A 15756-nucleotide genomic window follows, 5' to 3' on the forward strand; every position below is an offset into this window, starting at 1 on the left:
GAAGCATACAACGTTCGCTTAAGTAATTATTTTTCCAAAGAGAAAGCCGCCAAAGAGATGGCGTCGAGTCCCGGGGGCTCGGGGAAGGGTAAAAGAGACAGCGTCGCACCGCCCCGTTGGGCTGCGAAGCGGCCCCCAGCGTCCATTCTGACAGACCGAGTTGTCCGGATTTACGACTGCTGCGCAGCCGAACGGGGCGGTGCGACGTTTCGCTAAATCCCCTCGCCACAGATAAATCCCCTTACCATAGATAAGCCCCCTCACCACAGGTTTATGCTCGGCTGAACATTGTCTTAAGTGAACAGCATTTCATTAACAGTTGGGGTTTCTGTGGGCGAGCGACTCTTATTTGACGAGTCGCTTTTCCTTGGAAGGTCTGTAGCCGAAATACGAGCTGTAGCACTTGCTGAAATGGCTCGGTGACACAAACCCACACGCCACCAACACGTCCACCTGGGACAACTCCGTATGCTGGAGCAGCCGCCGCGCTTCGGTGATCCGCAATTCCATGTAATACCGTTGTGGCGTGGTGCCCAGTTGCTCCTTGAACAAACGCTCAAGTTGTCGACGGGAACGGCCGGCGTAAACCGCCAGCTGCTCCAATTCCAAAGGCTCTTCGAGGTTGGCATCCATCAGCTTCACCACCTCGCGCAAGGGCGCACTCACACAGACATTTTCAGTCGGCTTGATGCGTCGGTAGCGGGACTCCTCGAAGGCCAGGATGTCCTCGATCCCCTCGACGAGCGCTTTACCGTACAGTCCTTTGATCCAGTCCAGCGCCATATGGAATGCCCCGGAAGGACTGGACGCCGTCAGCCGGTCTCGATCAATGATGTAAGGCTCACTGCTGACCTGCGTCGCCTTGCAGAAATCCGCGAGCGCGGGGCGATGCTCGGGGTGAATCGCGCAACGGTAACCGTCCAGCAAACCGGCCTTCCCCAGGAACCATGCTCCGTTCCATAACCCGGCCAGACTGACGCCCTGGTCTGATGCCGTCCTCAACAGGCTGATCAAGCCTTCGCTGGCCTTGAGTTCTGTCCTGTAGCCGCCGCAAATCACCAGCAGGTCCAGCGCTTTTATCGCTGCACTATCGATGCGCGCATCGGGTCGGATGACCAGGCCCAGATCGCTGACGACTTCGCCTGCATTCAAGCCGAATGTCCGTGAAGAGAATGAGTCAGGTCGGAGCAGATTGGCCGTGATGACCGTATCCAGCGCCTGAGTGAACGCGGGCAGCGAGAAATGTTCGAGCAGCAGGAATCCCGCGCGAACCGTTTGCTGGCTCCCATCGGGGTGTTCATTCAGATAGCGAAGGTTTTTACCCTTCATGCCTCCGCTAAATTGGCGTCGTTCGATCAATGCTGGCCCCACTCCATTACGTTACCGAACCGGTTGTCTATTGCCTTGATAAGGCGCCATGTTAACCCGCAGCGCCACTATGGCGTATCCACGCGCCTTGATGGAACGCCAGATAGCGCTCTGCCTCAGTTATTTATACTCAAATGCCAGCTTAATAATATTTTACCGATACCAGGGTCATCCCTAGTCTTGAACCCAAGAAATGGCAGGTCGTTCGCGACCTAACTCCAACTTCGAAGGGTATTGAGATGACCACTGAAAAAATAAAAACAGATACGCTGATTGTTGGCGCCGGTCAGGCTGGCGTGGCCATGAGTGAACACCTGAGCAAACTCGGCGTGCCGCACCTGGTGCTGGAGCGCAATCGCATTGCCGAGCGCTGGCGCACCGGACGCTGGGATTCGCTGGTGGCGAATGGTCCGGCGTGGCACGACCGTTTTCCAGGGCTTGATTTTGACGACCTCAGCCCGGATGAGTTTGCCCCGAAAGAACGCGTAGCCGATTACTTCGAAGCCTACGCAAAGAAGTTCAACGCTCCGATCCGCACCGGCGTGGACGTGCTGAAAGTCGAGCGCAACATCGGTCGCCCGGGCTTCACCATTGAAACCTCTGAAGGCGTGTTCGAGGCCAACCGCGTAGTGGCTGCCACCGGGCCTTTCCAGCGTCCGGTCATCCCGCCGATTGCGCCGAAAGATCAGCCGTTCATGCAGATCCACTCGGCCGACTACCGCAACCCGGCGCAACTGCCTGATGGCGCGGTGCTGGTGGTTGGCGCGGGTTCGTCCGGTGTGCAGATTGCCGATGAATTGCAGCGTGCCGGCAAGAAGGTTTACCTCTCGGTCGGCGCCCACGACCGCCCGCCTCGCGCTTATCGCAACCGTGATTTCTGCTGGTGGCTGGGTGTGCTGGGCGAGTGGGATCAAGCGGCGATGAAACCGGGTCGGGAGCACGTGACCATCGCGGTGAGCGGTGCCCATGGCGGCCGCACGGTGGACTTCCGTGGACTCGCCCATCGCGGCATGACGCTGGTCGGTTTGACTCAATCGTTCAACGGTGGCGTGGCGACGTTCCAGGCGAATCTGGCCGACAACCTTGCACGTGGCGATGAGAACTATCTGGCGCTGCTGAATGCTGCCGACGCCTACATCGAACGCAATGGCCTGGACCTGCCGGAAGAACCTGAAGCGCGCCACGCGTTCCCAGATCCGGAGTGCGTCACCCACCCGATCCTTGAACTCGACCTGGCCAAGGTCGGCGTGACCTCGATCATCTGGGCCACCGGTTTTGCCACGGATTACAGCTGGCTCAAGGTTGATGCCTTCGACGACAACGGCAAGCCGCAGCATCAGCGCGGCGTATCGAGCGAGGCTGGTGTGTATTTCCTCGGCCTGCCGTGGCAGTCCCGTCGCGGCTCTTCGTTCATCTGGGGTGTCTGGCATGACGCCAAGTACGTGGCTGATCACATCGCCATTCAGCGCTCTTATCTCGACTACCACGATGCGGCGCAACGCGAGGCTGAACAGGCCCCGGTCGCCCATAAAGCCACGGTCAGTGCCTAAGCCTTTTTCTTTTCAGGAGCTTCAAATGTCCACGCCAACCCATACCCGCATTCGCATGTTCAACACCAAGGAAACCTACCCGAACCAGAGCCTGGACAACGACCTGTGCCAAGCGGTCCGCGCCGGTAACACCGTTTATGTTCGTGGCCAGGTCGGGACTGATTTCGAGGGCAGACTAGTGGGTCTGGGTGACCCGCGTGCTCAGGCCGAGCAAGCCATGCGCAACGTCAAGCAGTTGCTGGAAGAGGCAGGCAGCGACCTCAGCCACATCGTGAAAACCACGACTTACCTGATTGACCCGCGGTATCGCGAGCCGGTGTATCAGGAAGTGGGCAAGTGGCTCAAAGGTGTATTTCCGATTTCGACCGGGCTGGTGGTGTCGGCACTTGGGCAGCCGCAGTGGTTGATGGAGATTGATGTGATTGCGGTGATTCCTGAGTAAGCAGGTAAGACCCAGTCGCGGCCTTCGCGAGCAAGCTTCGCTCCTACGTTAGATCTCTGTTTCATGCACGACCCCGATCCTCTGTAGGAGCGAAGCTTGCTCGCGAAGAGGCCCGCCCAGGCACCACACTCTCCAAGGCAACCCAAGGAGCAAAACCATGACCTTCTCCATCACCGCCCGTTGCCCCGAAACCGGTCAGTTCGGCATTGCGATCAGTTCCTCCAGCATCGCCGTCGGCGCCCGTTGCCCGTGGCTGCTGCCGGGTGTCGGCGCCGTGTCCACACAAAACATCACCCTGCCGTCGTTAGGCCCGGAAGTCCTCGCCCTGATGGAGCAAGGCCTCGCCCCTGCCGAGGCGTTGGACAAAGTCCTGACCCGCAACGGCTACAGCCAATACCGGCAGATCACTGCGATTGACCACCTCGGCCAGACCGCCCATTTCAGCGGCGCGCAAACTCTCGGCAACCACAACGCCGTGTCCGGTGAGCAATGCGTCGCCGCTGGCAACATGCTCGCGGACCGCGCGGTGATTGAGGCCATGGTCGAGGCCTTCGAACACGGCGAAGGCCAACTCGCCGACCGCTTGCTCGCGGCTATGAAAGCCGCCATCGCCGCCGGTGGCGAAGCCGGGCCGGTGCATTCGGCGGCGATGGTGGTGGTCGGTGAACTGACCTGGCCGATCATCAACCTGCGGGTCGACTGGGCTGACGAAAATCCCATCGGCCAGTTGGAAAAACTTTGGGACGCTTACCGCCCACAAGTGCAGGACTACATCGACCGCGCCCTCGCCCCCGACAAATCCCCTGGCTACGGCGTCGCCGGAGACGACCGATGAGCAGCAGCCGCGATTTGCTGCAAACCCTGGTGGCGTTCGACACCACGAGCCGCGAATCCAACCTGCACCTCATCGAGTTCGTCCGCGACTACCTCGCGGGTTTCGATGTGCCTTGCGAACTGGTCTACAACGAGCAGCGCAGCAAGGCCAATCTGTTCGCCACCATTGGCCCGGCGGATCGGCCGGGCATCGTGCTGTCGGGGCACACCGACGTAGTGCCCGTCGACGGCCAGCCGTGGACGGTTGCGCCGTTTGAACTCACCGAGCGCGATGGCAAGTTGTACGGTCGCGGCACGGCGGACATGAAAGGCTACATCGCTTGCGTGCTCGCCCTTGTTCCGTCGTTGGTGAATGCCACGCTGCGGCTGCCGGTACACATCGCGCTGTCCTACGATGAAGAAGTCGGCTGCCTCGGCGTGCGCTCGTTGCTGGCGGAGTTGGAACAGCGACCGGTCAAACCGATGCTGTGCATCATTGGCGAGCCGACCGAACTGAAACCGGTGCTCGGGCATAAAGGCAAACTGGCGATGCGCTGCGATGTTCATGGTGAAGCGTGCCATTCGGCGTACGCGCCGCTTGGGGTCAATGCGATTGAATACGCCGCCGAACTGATCGGTGAACTGGGGCGGATTGGTCAACGCCTCAAAGCGCCTGAGCATCACGATGCACGGTTTGATCCGCCGTTCAGCACCGTGCAGACCGGGGTGATTTCCGGTGGCAAAGCGTTGAACATCGTACCCGCCGATTGCCGCTTCGACTTCGAAATCCGCGCGTTGCCTTCGCATGATCCGAGTGAGGTTGCGCAGGCATTGAAGGCCTATGCCGAGCAGCAGGTTCTACCGCGCATGCGTGCGGTGAGTGAACAAAGCGAGATTCGATTTAGCCAGTTGTCGGCGTATCCCGGTTTGGCCACCGACGCACACAGCGAAGCGGCCGAGTTGATCGCCATGTTCTGCGGCTCCCGAGCATTCGGCACGGTCGCTTTCGGCACTGAGGGCGGCCTGTTCGACGCCGCCGGTGTCCCCACCGTCGTCTGCGGGCCCGGCAGCATGGACCAGGGCCATAAACCGGATGAATTCGTCAGCCTAGAACAACTCACCGCCTGCGACGCCATGTTGCAACGGATGCTGCAATCGATCAGCGCTTGAGACCCGGCAACCACTAATCCCTGGAGGAGCGAGCGGTGCGGCGATCCGACTTGCCCGCGAAGACGGCCTAACATCCAACATCGTGGCTGACTGACACTCCGCCTTCGCGGGCAAGCCTCGCTCCTACGGGGTCCGCGGTGCTTTAACAATCCGGTAAGCCTGAATCGCGAAAGAATTTGAACACTCAAAAATCCCTGTGGGAGTGAGCCTGCTCGCGATAGCGGTCTGTCAGCCAAATCAATTTTGACTGACAGACCGCTATCGCGAGCAGGCTCGCTCCCACAGGTTTTTCGGCTACCCGGCGACATACATTTTTTAACGTCTATACCCACAATCTTACTAATTTATCTATCCGCCCCCACCGCACATCATCAACTCCAACAAGAAAAGCGTCGCCCCGTGCAGGGCTCACCGAAGTACGTCCACGTACTCAAAATGCCTTGGAGTCCGTCATGGTTACCACAGCAACAACCGCCGCCCCGCTCATCGAAAAACACACCATCGGCTACGTGCCGCCCGAAGATCGCCACGGCAAAACCCGCGACCTGTTCACCCTCTGGTTCGGCGGCAACATCGCCCCGCTGCCCATCGTCACCGGCGCCCTCGGCGTGCAGATGTTCCACCTCAATCTGGTGTGGGGTATCGTCGCCATCCTCGTCGGCCACCTGGTCGGCGGCGTGCTGATGGCGCTGCACTCTGCGCAAGGCCCGCAGATGGGCATTCCGCAAATGATCCAGAGCCGCGCCCAGTTCGGCTCCCTCGGCGCGCTGCTGGTGGTGTTGATCGCCGGCATCATGTACATCGGCTTCTTCGCCTCCAACATCGTCCTCGCCGGCAAATCCCTGCACGGCGTCGTCGACAGCGTCCCGGTGCCGGTGGGCATCGTCATCGGCGCCCTCGGTTCGGGCATCATCGGCATCATCGGCTACCGCTTCATCCACGTGCTCAACCGCATCGGCACCTGGGTGCTCGGCGCCGGCATCGTGCTCGGTTTCGGCTACATCTTCACCCACGTGCAAACCGCCGACTTCCTCACCCGCGGCAGCTTCAACATCTCCGGCTGGCTCGCCACCGTGTCGCTGGCCGCGCTCTGGCAAATCGCCTTCGCGCCCTACGTCTCCGACTACTCGCGCTACCTGCCGGCCAACATGCCCGTCGCCGCAACGTTCTGGACGACCTACCTGGGCACCGTCCTCGGCTCCAGCCTCTCGTTCATCTTCGGCGCCGTCGCCGTCCTCGCCACGCCCGTCGGCATGGACACCATGGACGCCGTCAAACTCGCCACCGGCTCCATCGGCCCGTTGATGCTCGTGCTGTTCCTGCTCAGCGTCATCAGCCACAACGCCCTCAACCTCTACGGCGCCGTGCTGTCGCTGATCACCCTGATCCAGACCTTCGCCTACCGCTGGATCCCCACCGCCAAAAGCCGCGCCGTGCTTTCGGTCGTCATCCTCGCCGCCTGCTGCTTCGCCGCCGTCGGCGCCTCCGCCAACTTCATCGGCCACTTCGTCGACATGGTGCTGGTGCTGCTCGTGGTGCTGGTGCCGTGGACCGCGATCAACCTGATCGACTTCTATGCGATTCACAAAGGTCAGTACGACATCGGCTCGATCTTCAAGGTCGACGGCGGGATCTATGGCCGGTACAACCCGCAGGCGTTGTTGGCGTATGCGATCGGGATTGCGGTGCAGATTCCGTTTATGAACACGCCGCTGTATGTCGGGCCGATCTCCGAGCACATCAACGGCGCTGACTTGTCCTGGCTGGTCGGCCTGCTCATCACCTCCCCGCTCTACTACTGGCTGGCCAACCGCGACACCGCCTACAAACGCCGCCTCTCCACCGGAAAACTCGCCAACAGCCTCTAACCGAAGCACCGCTGTTCCTTGTAGGAGCCAGGCTTGCCGGCGAAGACGTCCTCAAAAACGCCATCGCCAGCAGGCCATTCCCTCTGTAGCAGCTGTCGAGTGAAACGAGGCTGCGATCTTTTCATCTTCCTCCCGCGATATTTAATGAACCCCTCCCGCGCCCACCCACCTAACAAAAAGACTATCTGGAGGGTGACTAATGCAAATCGAAACAATCTGGATCGTACTGACCGCAGCTCTTTTGCTGATCGAGCTATGGGCCATCAACCGAGTGCGCAAAGCCCAAGGCAAATCGAGCAACAAACTCCTGTGGATCGTGGTGATCGTGTTTGTGCCGCTGATTGGGGTGGTGGCGTGGGCATTGGCGGGGCCGAAACACACTGAACACAATCCGCATTCGCCGCAGGCTGGGCAATGAGGTCGAGTGGTCCGCGATAACGATTTGAAAACTGCACAATTTGAAATGACAAAGCCCCGATGATTCGGGGCTTTGTTGTTTCTGGCCATCCGATCAGCGTGTGGACTGCCGAAAGCCAAAATCTTTTGATTTTCCCATCCGAAAATCATGTAGGAAACCACCCTCCGTGGCGAGGGAACTTGCTCCCGCTGGGTGGCGAAGCCGCCCCAAACCCTGCAAAGTTTTTAAACAACACAAACCCCTGTAGCAGCTGGCGAAGCCTGCGTTCGGCTGCGCAGCAGCCGCGAATCCAGCAAACACGATCCGCCTGACACTAAACAACCTCTGAATTCACGTCAGCTGCTCAACCTAGCGCAGTCTCCACCACGAGCTACAAAACTCGGATTTTGGTCCTACACACCCGTTTGCAGACATAAAAATCGACGCCTATATTCGACCCGTCGCTGACCGCTGTTAGCGATTGGGTTTCGCAGCCCTAAGAGATGGCCTTAACCGTCGAATGAAAAATCTGGCAAAATTCGCCCGCATTTCATTTCATGGCGGTTGTGCGTGGGAGACTTTCGAGTCTGCCGGGTTTAGGTCATCTCGGTCTGCGAACCCGCGTACAGCTGCCACCCAATTGTTTCGCAGCAAAAAAGTGGCGCCTCTATTCATTCTCGTAGAGAACTACCAATGACCATGAACAACCCGCCTCGCCGCTTCACCCCAATGTCCCAACTCGCCACCAACCACCCCGTACTGCTCATCGACTACGACGCCCCACTGCGCGAACTCCACAACTGCCTCAGCGAACGCCTCAACGCCGTCCTCAAATACCTCAACCTCATGGCCTGCACCAGCCTCCCCGACTACGCCGAACACGACATCAACACCGTCACCAACATCGCCCGGATCATGGTCCAGGATGTGAGCGATGTGTTTCGGGTGATTGAGCAGCGTGGGTTTGATATGCCCAAGGGGCACTGACCCGTTTTAAACCGCAGCAACACCCGTTGCTGCGGTTTTCCGATGACCTGAACACATGCCGTCATAGTCGTTTACTTTTCAGTGAACAGATTTCAAGGGATCGTTACGGATACTTCAGGGCAGAAGTGACATGCATTTCATATTGGAAAATCTGTCCCTTTACCCATTATTCAAGGCGTAGACTACCGAGGAGATTGAAATGGACCTGATGACATTCGAAAGCCCGGTTGCTGCGGTATTATCCGGGCACGAAGCACCAGAGCGCTCGCTCAAGCGGAGAATCCCGATGACTGCAAAAACCAAAAAGCTTTCGGAACAGGAAATGGACGCGCTGGAGCGCCAGGTACCGGATCTCGCTGAAATAGCTACCAAGACGGCATATGCTCGCGCACTGTTGGTGAGCGATAGCGTACTGCGTGTCGATTCTGGCGATTTGGTATGGATGTCACTTGACGGCAGCAAGACGGTTGTAGCCAAAGCAAAACCGCGCCGCAAAGTCAAGGTAGGCGAGGTAATCAAAGTGCGCCGTATCGAGGATCAAACGGCTGGTGGTCATGCCTAGGTTTCGAATATTTGCGGGACCGAATGGGTCTGGCAAGAGCACCATCAAGGGAGAAATTGATCCCGCCCTTATCAAGACGTACGTGAATGCCGATGATCTCGAGAAGGAAGCAAAAGAGACCGGGTTCATCGATCTGGCTACCTTTGAAGTCGCCACGACATTATCCGAGTTGCTCACATTCCATACCGAACACTATCTGATCAGAAACAGAGGGCTCAGCGGTCAAGCCGAACAGATTGGATTGCTGGGCACCAAAGTCGACTACCGAAACGTCAACGTCAATTCCTATCTGGCCTCTGTGCTATCGGACTTCCTTCGCCAACGCCTGCTGGAAAAAGGCGTGAGTTTTACCTTCGAGACGGTGATGTCACATCGCAGCAAGGTCGACTTCATGAGAGAGGCCCAGGCTCGCGGTTACCGGACATACCTTTACTTCGTTTCAACTGAAAACCCGGCTATCAACATAGACCGCGTAGGAATCAGAGTACGCGAAGGCGGACATCCCGTGGCTCCTGAAAAAGTGAGCGAACGGTATTACAAATCTCTGGGCCTTCTACCAGACGCCATTGCAGTCAGCAACCGGGCGTACATCTTCGATAACTCCGGCGACAGTACGGTTCTTCTGGCGGAGATTACAGATGGAATTAGTCTTGAATTTCAAACTAACGAAGTCCCGGATTGGTTCTTCGAATCTTATGTCGATAAAGTCGAAACCACTTAAAAAATAGAAAAACAAACATGTAATTCAAATAGATTTGTCACCTTTTCCTGTGAATATGCCAATGAGCATACGTCACAAAATCGCCCGGATCATGGTCCAGGATGTGAGCGATGTGTTTCGGGTGATTGAACAGAGAGCATTTGATACGCCGAAGGCGTAGCTAACATTTCAACCTCAAAAAAACCCGCATTGATGCGGGTTTTTATGCCTATATGTTTTCTTTAAGATACTGTTATTTTTTTGAAAACAATTTTCTCGCAGAATAGTTCGAGACCAGTCAATTGCGATCTTGCCGCGTCCCAAACCAATAAGTCTTTCACCTTTCCAGTAAAAAAACTCCCGCTTTGGCTAACCCGCCTGAGTAGTGAATTTATTTACATTTGCAAACCCATTAGCATACCGCGCCACGTCAGCCAAAGTAACACACTCTCTAATCCTATCTTCATCAGGGTGGCTTGCATTAAACTGATACTCAAGCATAGAGACAATCATCTCAATCAACTTGTCATACAACTCCGCAGACTCAGAAGAAATAGATTTTAATTCACATAGTTTGTTTTGCACAGCAACAAACTCCGGTGAGCATGGTTCTACTCTATCCTCCTTGAAAGAATAATCCCCGTTGAAATGCGCCTTTGTTTTCAGGTAGAAATATGGAAGCTTTTCCAGCATATAATGTAGCATGTAAGCGTATTGCGTTTCAGAGGCTGACATTTTAAAACTCCTTTATTGGATATAACTCGCCTATCAAAACCCACTACCAAGGAACTAAATTACATACTCGCCATGCAACTCAATTTCCTTCTCTTGACAAGTGAAATACAAATGGAGTGAATCATTACAGCCACTGTAAAATCTGACAGTTTTTTATATTAGTTTGCGATAACTCATCAGCGCATTACGAGAAAACAACGAACCTAAATCAACCCCTTTTCATCCGTTTTCATACTTGGTCGCCGTTCGAGAGCGCATTTACATAGACCAGTTCTGGAACGAGTACGCGGGCGATCCCAGCAAGGTGGATGAAGAAGCCCGCAAGCATTACGCCACGCGCGTGCCCGCCCCGGCGCCATGCACGCAGCCTTCGCTCAGTTCCGCAGCATTCGTCAGAATGAGTTGGACAACAAGGCTTTGATGGCGACGCGGCTCACGATGCCAGTGTGGGCCATCGGCAGCGAAAACTCCTTTGGCACCCATAAAGCGATCGTGATGCGCAATGCGGCGAATAAGGTCACCGAAGTGGTGATTCCGAAGAGGGGCGGGACATTGGCTGATGGAAGAAGCGCCAACACAGACTGTTCAAGCGATTCGTCACTTCATCGCGCAGTGATCGGAAAAGGTCTCGAAGAAGGCCCTGTCTTCAGGGCCACCATGACAACAGCGATCAGTAAACCTGCACCCGCCACAACTCGCGCGACGAAGAAGCCGGCGACATCGGCAGTCGACCGTGCAGCGTTCGATAGTTGTCGATCAGCACCAGATCACCTTCGCTCCATTGATGGGCGATCAGGCAGTCCGGGTCGTAAACCAGCGCGTTGACCTGTTCGAGCAACACTTGCTGAGCCTCCTCGTCATGGTCCTGCACAGACTGGCTCAGGGTCTGCAGTGTCGAGTCGGCGCCCTCTTGGTAACGCAGGATGAGTTCGCCACTGCGGGGGTGATGATCCACCAGGCTGTACATGCGCGGCGAGCCACCGAAGTAGGTCATCTTGGTGTAGTAGGTGATGTTCACCGACTGCCATTGCCGGGCGACTTGCCGCCCGACTTTTCGCAGTACGTTTCGGCTGTCGACGATGGTGGTCTGGCCCTCGCCCGGCTGCGGCGCGGTCTTGCAATACAGCATGAATTTACTGGCGCAGAATTTCGGGTTGCGCTGAACCTGTGCGTCGCTGTCGGGCAGCATGTTCAGGTCCCAGTGCAAAGGCGTTTTCTCCAGAGAGTGCACCACGCCTTGCGGTTTGTCCGCGGGTTTGACCACATGCACGGCGCCGAAGGCCCATTCGTACAGCGTGCCGAAGCGTTCGCAACTGCGAGCAAAACTGTCCTGGTCGTCGAAGCGACAGCCCTTGAGGCAGACGAAACCAAAGGTTTCCACCAGTGCTTCCAGCAGGCCCGTGGACAGTCGTTCGAAACCCTGCCCCAACGGGTCTCGCACCACTAGGCCAAAGAGCGGAAGTTTTTGCAGTTCGTATTCGAAGCCTTTGGCCTGCGGATTTTCCGTTTGGTGGAAGAGCCACGGCCGCCCCTGCCAGGTGACCAGCACATGGTGGTCGAGGTCGACCTGGGCGCGTGCGCGAAGGCTCTGGCTGCCATCGATGTTGCACACCGGCACGGCATGCCAGGGGCTGTCGACACGAGTCAGCCCTTCGGCCAAGCCAAAGGTGAATTTGGGCCCGGCATTGCTGTATTGATGGACCGACAATCGAATGTCATCGCCGAAAAAACGATCCACTGCCGCATTCAATGCCTGCCCGCGAAACATCATCTGGAAGGCTTTGAAATTGATATGCTGCAGGTACTCGTCCTCGCTCTGCCCGTCTTCACGGCACAAACGCAGGTCGTTGTAGAGGTGACTGCAGAGGTCGTCATGCGCCTGGCTGAGGGATTCATCGTGCCGGCTCTGCTCGATCAGTTCCCCAAGGTTTTTCCAGGGCAGACGGGCCTGCTTGATCAGGCTGGCGCGAACCGACTCGGCACTTTGGGCCTGTGGGAACAGGTCTTCCATGCTGACCCACTGAATCGTATGGGTGGTGCACAGTTCACGCAAAGCCCGGTTGTAGGTCTCGCGAACGTCGTCGGCCACCCCGACGATGTCATTGAATGTCGTGCCGTCACTGAGGATCGACACCACACAACCCGGTGCGTGCAGCGCGGCGATGGCTTGGCCGAGCTGGTCGAGGCGTTCGATGGCGATGACCTCGCCGTAGTCCGGCAGCACGCCGAATGTCTGGTCAATGGCGTTTGGCGACTTGCAGGGAAAGCCTGGCAGTACCAGACGCACCGGCAGGCTCTGATCGAAGCAATGCCCCAGGCGTAGCGCGAGATGCGCCCTGCCTTGTGTGTCGAAACAATCATCGGTGCCTTTGAGCAGATAACCAGCGAGCAAATCGCTGACGGCAGCGATCCATGCGTCTCTATGTTCCATAGAACAACTTCCTTGAGAGTGTGTGTATCAATAGGATTTAACGGTGTCGCCATGATCGGTGAACACATGCGCTGTACCGCAGACTTGCTGCAGAATGCGCAGCAACCCGGCCGGCTGTTCGCAGCAGAAGTTTGGGGCCTGGGCCTGCAATGTAGGGGTAAGGCCATACCCCCAAGTGACCGCCGCCGAGTACATGCCTGCAGCACGGGCGGTCTTCAGATCGATCTCGGTGTCACCGACGAACAAACAGCGTTGCGGATCAACCGACAATCGCTGGGCGGCTTCCCATGCCACCTCCGGCTCAGGCTTGAGCGCCCTGCCCGCGCGATGCCCCAGAATTGTTCCGAAGGTATTCTGTGGAAGCAGTGCATCAGCTACTTGCCGGGCCATTTCCTCGGTCTTGTTGGTCACGATTGCCAGCGGCACTTGTAGCTGGCGACAACCTTCAAGCAAGGCAAGCACACCGCTGAATGGCCGGGAAAATTGAACCAGGTTGTTTTGGTATAGCGTCACATAACGCTGGTGCAGAGCGACCGCATCGGCGATACCAAACTGCGTGGCAACCCGCTCGATCATCGCCGTGACCCCACCGCCGATATAACCCCGCACTGTCTCCGCAGTCAGCGCCGGGCAACCCTGTTCGAGCAACACCTGGTTCAGGCACCAGGTGATGTCAGGCAAGGTGTCGACCAAGGTCCCATCCAAATCGAAGAGTACGGCTTCCACCCGCAACCGAGACGCCATCATTGAGCACTGGCGTAGTGACAAGGGCGCCCTTTGCGGAACACCAGGCGATGGTAGCGCTCATCGACATTGCTGCGTTTTTCGAGCGTGACCACACCCCGCCGCTTGATGGCCACCGAATGCCAGGGCGTGCGCCACAGATCACTGGTTGGCACCAACCGGATACCGATCTTCGTCGAGACCGCCAGTTGCGGGTGAATCGACAGGCGCAGGCAATGCGGGTAGCGCGCCTGTAACAGGGCACTCCAGGCTTCACTGCGCTGGATCACCCGCTGCGAGGCCGGTTTGGCAACTTTCTTCACCGCATTAAGGCTCATGCCAGCGAATACCTTGAGCCCCGAGTAATCCTCGGAAAGAAAGCGATGGATGCCGCAGTACATCAACATCATGTGCGGATCATCCTTGAAGCGCTGCTGCAACAAGACCAAAGACTGGCCATGTTCGATCATCATCTCCTCACGCATGGCGTCCAGACAATCAAGCGGAGGATAGGCATCTCTGAGGTCGAAATGGGCGAACGTGCCGGGATAATGCTGTTCGGCGTAGTCTTGGATAGCATCGGTGTAGGCTTTGACATCCGTATCGGGAACATGCACCAGGTCAGAGAATACATAGCCATCGGAGCAGATATGAATCAGCGCCCCCGGTGCGTAGATCTCCTGGATCTCCTTGCACAGGCGATGTAACTCGTCGATTGCATGATGTTCCGCAAGATCAGGCAGATGGCTGAGGGTTTTCTTGCGGCTGGGCGACTTGCCGGGAAAGGCTGGCAAGACCATTTCGACCTTGCGACCACTCTCGACCGCTTGCATTACCTTCGCTAGATGGGGTTCCAGTACCTGTAACGAAAGTTCGTGATCCTGCCCTGGGGCAAGGTTACGACGTTGAAACAAGCATCCTAGGATTTGCTGGGCAATGTTCATGTGCGCGATGTTCTGATGCTCATGCACCAGCTGACCGCACACCTGTTGAGCAACGGTGTTTGAACCCTGCATAGACAATCCCTTGTGTGGTGAATAACGGCCATTTTTTGGCCGTCAGCAGATATTCCTTACCTGCGGGCGGCTAAATTCCTACAAGTCGTTAGGGCTGTCAATCGTGGCAATCAGGAATATTTCGGCCTGCACGAGCCCCCCCGAGTCTGCCGTCGGTCAAGCAATCAACCCTGTCTAGCCTAAAAAAGCCCTTTCACCATAGGAACACAAGCCAGTTGAAGCCCGGAGGGCGAATGGTAAATAGCAGGTTCGTCACCAACGAAACCGCAGCGCCGGTAAAAGTCAGCGGCGTTCAATGTGGCGTCCAGATTGACTTCCCTCAGCCCCAGTTCCCGCGCCCGGTTTTCAAGGTAGTTCAGGATTCCCACGCCGATGCCTTGCCCCATGAAACCTGGCAGCACAAAGATCGCGCCGATTTCACTGTTCTCCAGATCAAGCATCCCTGTCGCCACCGGTTCACCCTGAATACAACCCAGGTAAAAGTGTTTTTCCATAAGGTCGCTGTACCCGTCCTTGGCGGCTCCGGCCGTCCAGGCAAGCATTTGTTCTGCGGTATAAGCGCCGATGCATTGGTGCCGTATCGCTTGAAGGCGGATATCGAATGCCGTTTGGGCATCGCTGGGCTGGGCGCGTCTGATCTCGAACATTTCATTCTCCTTTAGCCATTTGTGGGCGGAGAACTAAAAAGCTCCGTCCATTTCTGGCGGGGCCTTGGGTAACTACGTCAAATCCTGTGAACGCGTGACCTCACGGCCCGCCAGAGGCGGTCATGGAGGAGCACATCATGTTCATGCTGCAAATGTAGGTCATGGATCGATAGTGTTTTGGATGATCCGGGTTGTCAATTTTGAAGAGGGAAATAAATGCGTCCCCTTTTTCCCTTTCCGAGAAACCAGCCTCCGTGGCGAGGGTGCTTGCTCCCGCTGGACGGCGAAGCCGTCCCTGCCTCCTCACGTCACGATTTTGTACTATTTTTATAGATTCTCTGGATTGA

The 15756-nt window shown here is 56.9% G+C and carries 15 protein-coding genes and 1 pseudogene; 10 read left to right on the forward strand and 6 right to left on the reverse strand.

What is annotated here, in order from left to right:
* Positions 1–345: 345 nt before the first annotated feature.
* Positions 346–1329, reverse strand: coding sequence for a GlxA family transcriptional regulator (locus EYC95_RS22425; protein ID WP_131062327.1), 984 nt, complete (start codon positions 1327–1329; stop codon positions 346–348).
* Between the two features lie 278 nt (positions 1330–1607).
* On the opposite strand from EYC95_RS22425, the gene EYC95_RS22430 reads away from it, so the two are divergent.
* From EYC95_RS22430 to EYC95_RS30725, 10 genes and pseudogenes are all read left to right on the forward strand, one after another.
* The gene (locus EYC95_RS22430; protein WP_131062269.1) at positions 1608–2918 is read left to right on the forward strand and encodes an NAD(P)/FAD-dependent oxidoreductase; all 1311 of its coding nucleotides are present in this window, start codon (positions 1608–1610) and stop codon (positions 2916–2918) included.
* Between the two features lie 25 nt (positions 2919–2943).
* A complete protein-coding gene (locus EYC95_RS22435; protein WP_017338215.1) occupies positions 2944–3360 on the forward strand; it encodes a RidA family protein in 417 nt (138 codons plus the stop codon).
* Between the two features lie 157 nt (positions 3361–3517).
* Positions 3518–4195: a DUF1028 domain-containing protein gene (locus EYC95_RS22440; protein WP_131062270.1), complete on the forward strand. Its 678-nt coding sequence runs from the start codon at positions 3518–3520 to the stop codon at positions 4193–4195.
* Positions 4192–5343 (forward strand): acetylornithine deacetylase, encoded by a 1152-nt coding sequence (gene argE / locus EYC95_RS22445; RefSeq protein ID WP_131062271.1) that lies wholly within the window; start codon positions 4192–4194, stop codon positions 5341–5343. The genes EYC95_RS22440 and argE overlap by 4 nt, the downstream gene beginning before the upstream one ends.
* A gap of 452 nt (positions 5344–5795) precedes the next feature.
* Positions 5796–7211 (forward strand): cytosine permease, encoded by a 1416-nt coding sequence (locus tag EYC95_RS22450; protein WP_131062272.1) that lies wholly within the window; start codon positions 5796–5798, stop codon positions 7209–7211.
* Between the two features lie 199 nt (positions 7212–7410).
* Positions 7411–7629 carry a PLD nuclease N-terminal domain-containing protein gene (locus EYC95_RS22455; protein ID WP_131062273.1) on the forward strand — a complete coding sequence of 73 codons (219 nt, stop codon included), beginning with the start codon at positions 7411–7413 and terminating at the stop codon, positions 7627–7629.
* A 672-nt stretch (positions 7630–8301) separates the two neighbouring features.
* A complete protein-coding gene (locus EYC95_RS22460) occupies positions 8302–8595 on the forward strand; it encodes a fructose-bisphosphate aldolase (RefSeq protein WP_131062274.1) in 294 nt (97 codons plus the stop codon).
* Positions 8596–8794: 199 nt separating this feature from the next.
* Positions 8795–9157, forward strand: a complete 363-nt coding sequence (locus tag EYC95_RS22465; RefSeq protein WP_256656988.1) for a hypothetical protein — start codon at positions 8795–8797, stop codon at positions 9155–9157.
* Positions 9144–9878, forward strand: a complete 735-nt coding sequence (locus EYC95_RS22470) for a zeta toxin family protein (protein ID WP_131062275.1) — start codon at positions 9144–9146, stop codon at positions 9876–9878. Before EYC95_RS22465 ends, EYC95_RS22470 begins: the two co-directional genes overlap by 14 nt.
* A gap of 79 nt (positions 9879–9957) precedes the next feature.
* Positions 9958–10038: pseudogene (locus tag EYC95_RS30725) on the forward strand (fructose-bisphosphate aldolase); the annotation flags it as partial.
* 188 nt (positions 10039–10226) lie between these two features.
* Here the strand turns inward: EYC95_RS30725 and EYC95_RS22480 are convergent.
* The 5 genes from EYC95_RS22480 to EYC95_RS22505 all read right to left on the reverse strand — a co-directional run bounded on the left by EYC95_RS22480 (position 10227) and on the right by EYC95_RS22505 (position 15409).
* The gene (locus EYC95_RS22480) at positions 10227–10592 is read right to left on the reverse strand and encodes a hypothetical protein (protein WP_131062276.1); all 366 of its coding nucleotides are present in this window, start codon (positions 10590–10592) and stop codon (positions 10227–10229) included.
* A gap of 670 nt (positions 10593–11262) precedes the next feature.
* The gene (locus tag EYC95_RS22490) at positions 11263–13023 is read right to left on the reverse strand and encodes an L-tyrosine/L-tryptophan isonitrile synthase family protein (RefSeq protein WP_131062277.1); all 1761 of its coding nucleotides are present in this window, start codon (positions 13021–13023) and stop codon (positions 11263–11265) included.
* 27 nt (positions 13024–13050) lie between these two features.
* On the reverse strand, positions 13051–13767 hold the full coding sequence (locus EYC95_RS22495; protein WP_131062329.1) for an HAD family hydrolase: 717 nt from the start codon (positions 13765–13767) through the stop codon (positions 13051–13053).
* Positions 13767–14762, reverse strand: a complete 996-nt coding sequence (locus EYC95_RS22500; RefSeq protein ID WP_131062278.1) for an isocyanide synthase family protein — start codon at positions 14760–14762, stop codon at positions 13767–13769. Before EYC95_RS22500 ends, EYC95_RS22495 begins: the two co-directional genes overlap by 1 nt.
* A gap of 179 nt (positions 14763–14941) precedes the next feature.
* A complete protein-coding gene (locus EYC95_RS22505) occupies positions 14942–15409 on the reverse strand; it encodes a GNAT family N-acetyltransferase (RefSeq protein WP_131062279.1) in 468 nt (155 codons plus the stop codon).
* Positions 15410–15756: the final 347 nt, after the last annotated feature.

This window comes from Pseudomonas sp. BGI-2 (genome assembly GCF_004310295.1).
Taxonomy (GTDB): domain Bacteria; phylum Pseudomonadota; class Gammaproteobacteria; order Pseudomonadales; family Pseudomonadaceae; genus Aquipseudomonas.

Excerpts from the sequence above, each read along its gene's own strand:
- EYC95_RS22425 (WP_131062327.1), bottom strand. The coding sequence starts at position 1,329 with ATGAAGGGTAAAAACCTTCGCTATCTGAATGAACACCCCGATGGGAGC.
- EYC95_RS22465 (WP_256656988.1), top strand. The coding sequence starts at position 8,795 with ATGGACCTGATGACATTCGAAAGCCCGGTTGCTGCGGTATTATCCGGG.
- EYC95_RS22460 (WP_131062274.1), top strand. The coding sequence starts at position 8,302 with ATGACCATGAACAACCCGCCTCGCCGCTTCACCCCAATGTCCCAACTC.
- EYC95_RS22495 (WP_131062329.1), bottom strand. The coding sequence starts at position 13,767 with ATGGCGTCTCGGTTGCGGGTGGAAGCCGTACTCTTCGATTTGGATGGG.
- EYC95_RS22480 (WP_131062276.1), bottom strand. The coding sequence starts at position 10,592 with ATGTCAGCCTCTGAAACGCAATACGCTTACATGCTACATTATATGCTG.
- EYC95_RS22455 (WP_131062273.1), top strand. The coding sequence starts at position 7,411 with ATGCAAATCGAAACAATCTGGATCGTACTGACCGCAGCTCTTTTGCTG.
- argE (WP_131062271.1), top strand. The coding sequence starts at position 4,192 with ATGAGCAGCAGCCGCGATTTGCTGCAAACCCTGGTGGCGTTCGACACC.
- EYC95_RS22430 (WP_131062269.1), top strand. The coding sequence starts at position 1,608 with ATGACCACTGAAAAAATAAAAACAGATACGCTGATTGTTGGCGCCGGT.
- EYC95_RS22490 (WP_131062277.1), bottom strand. The coding sequence starts at position 13,023 with ATGGAACATAGAGACGCATGGATCGCTGCCGTCAGCGATTTGCTCGCT.
- EYC95_RS22450 (WP_131062272.1), top strand. The coding sequence starts at position 5,796 with ATGGTTACCACAGCAACAACCGCCGCCCCGCTCATCGAAAAACACACC.
- EYC95_RS22440 (WP_131062270.1), top strand. The coding sequence starts at position 3,518 with ATGACCTTCTCCATCACCGCCCGTTGCCCCGAAACCGGTCAGTTCGGC.
- EYC95_RS22435 (WP_017338215.1), top strand. The coding sequence starts at position 2,944 with ATGTCCACGCCAACCCATACCCGCATTCGCATGTTCAACACCAAGGAA.
- EYC95_RS22505 (WP_131062279.1), bottom strand. The coding sequence starts at position 15,409 with ATGTTCGAGATCAGACGCGCCCAGCCCAGCGATGCCCAAACGGCATTC.
- EYC95_RS22500 (WP_131062278.1), bottom strand. The coding sequence starts at position 14,762 with ATGCAGGGTTCAAACACCGTTGCTCAACAGGTGTGCGGTCAGCTGGTG.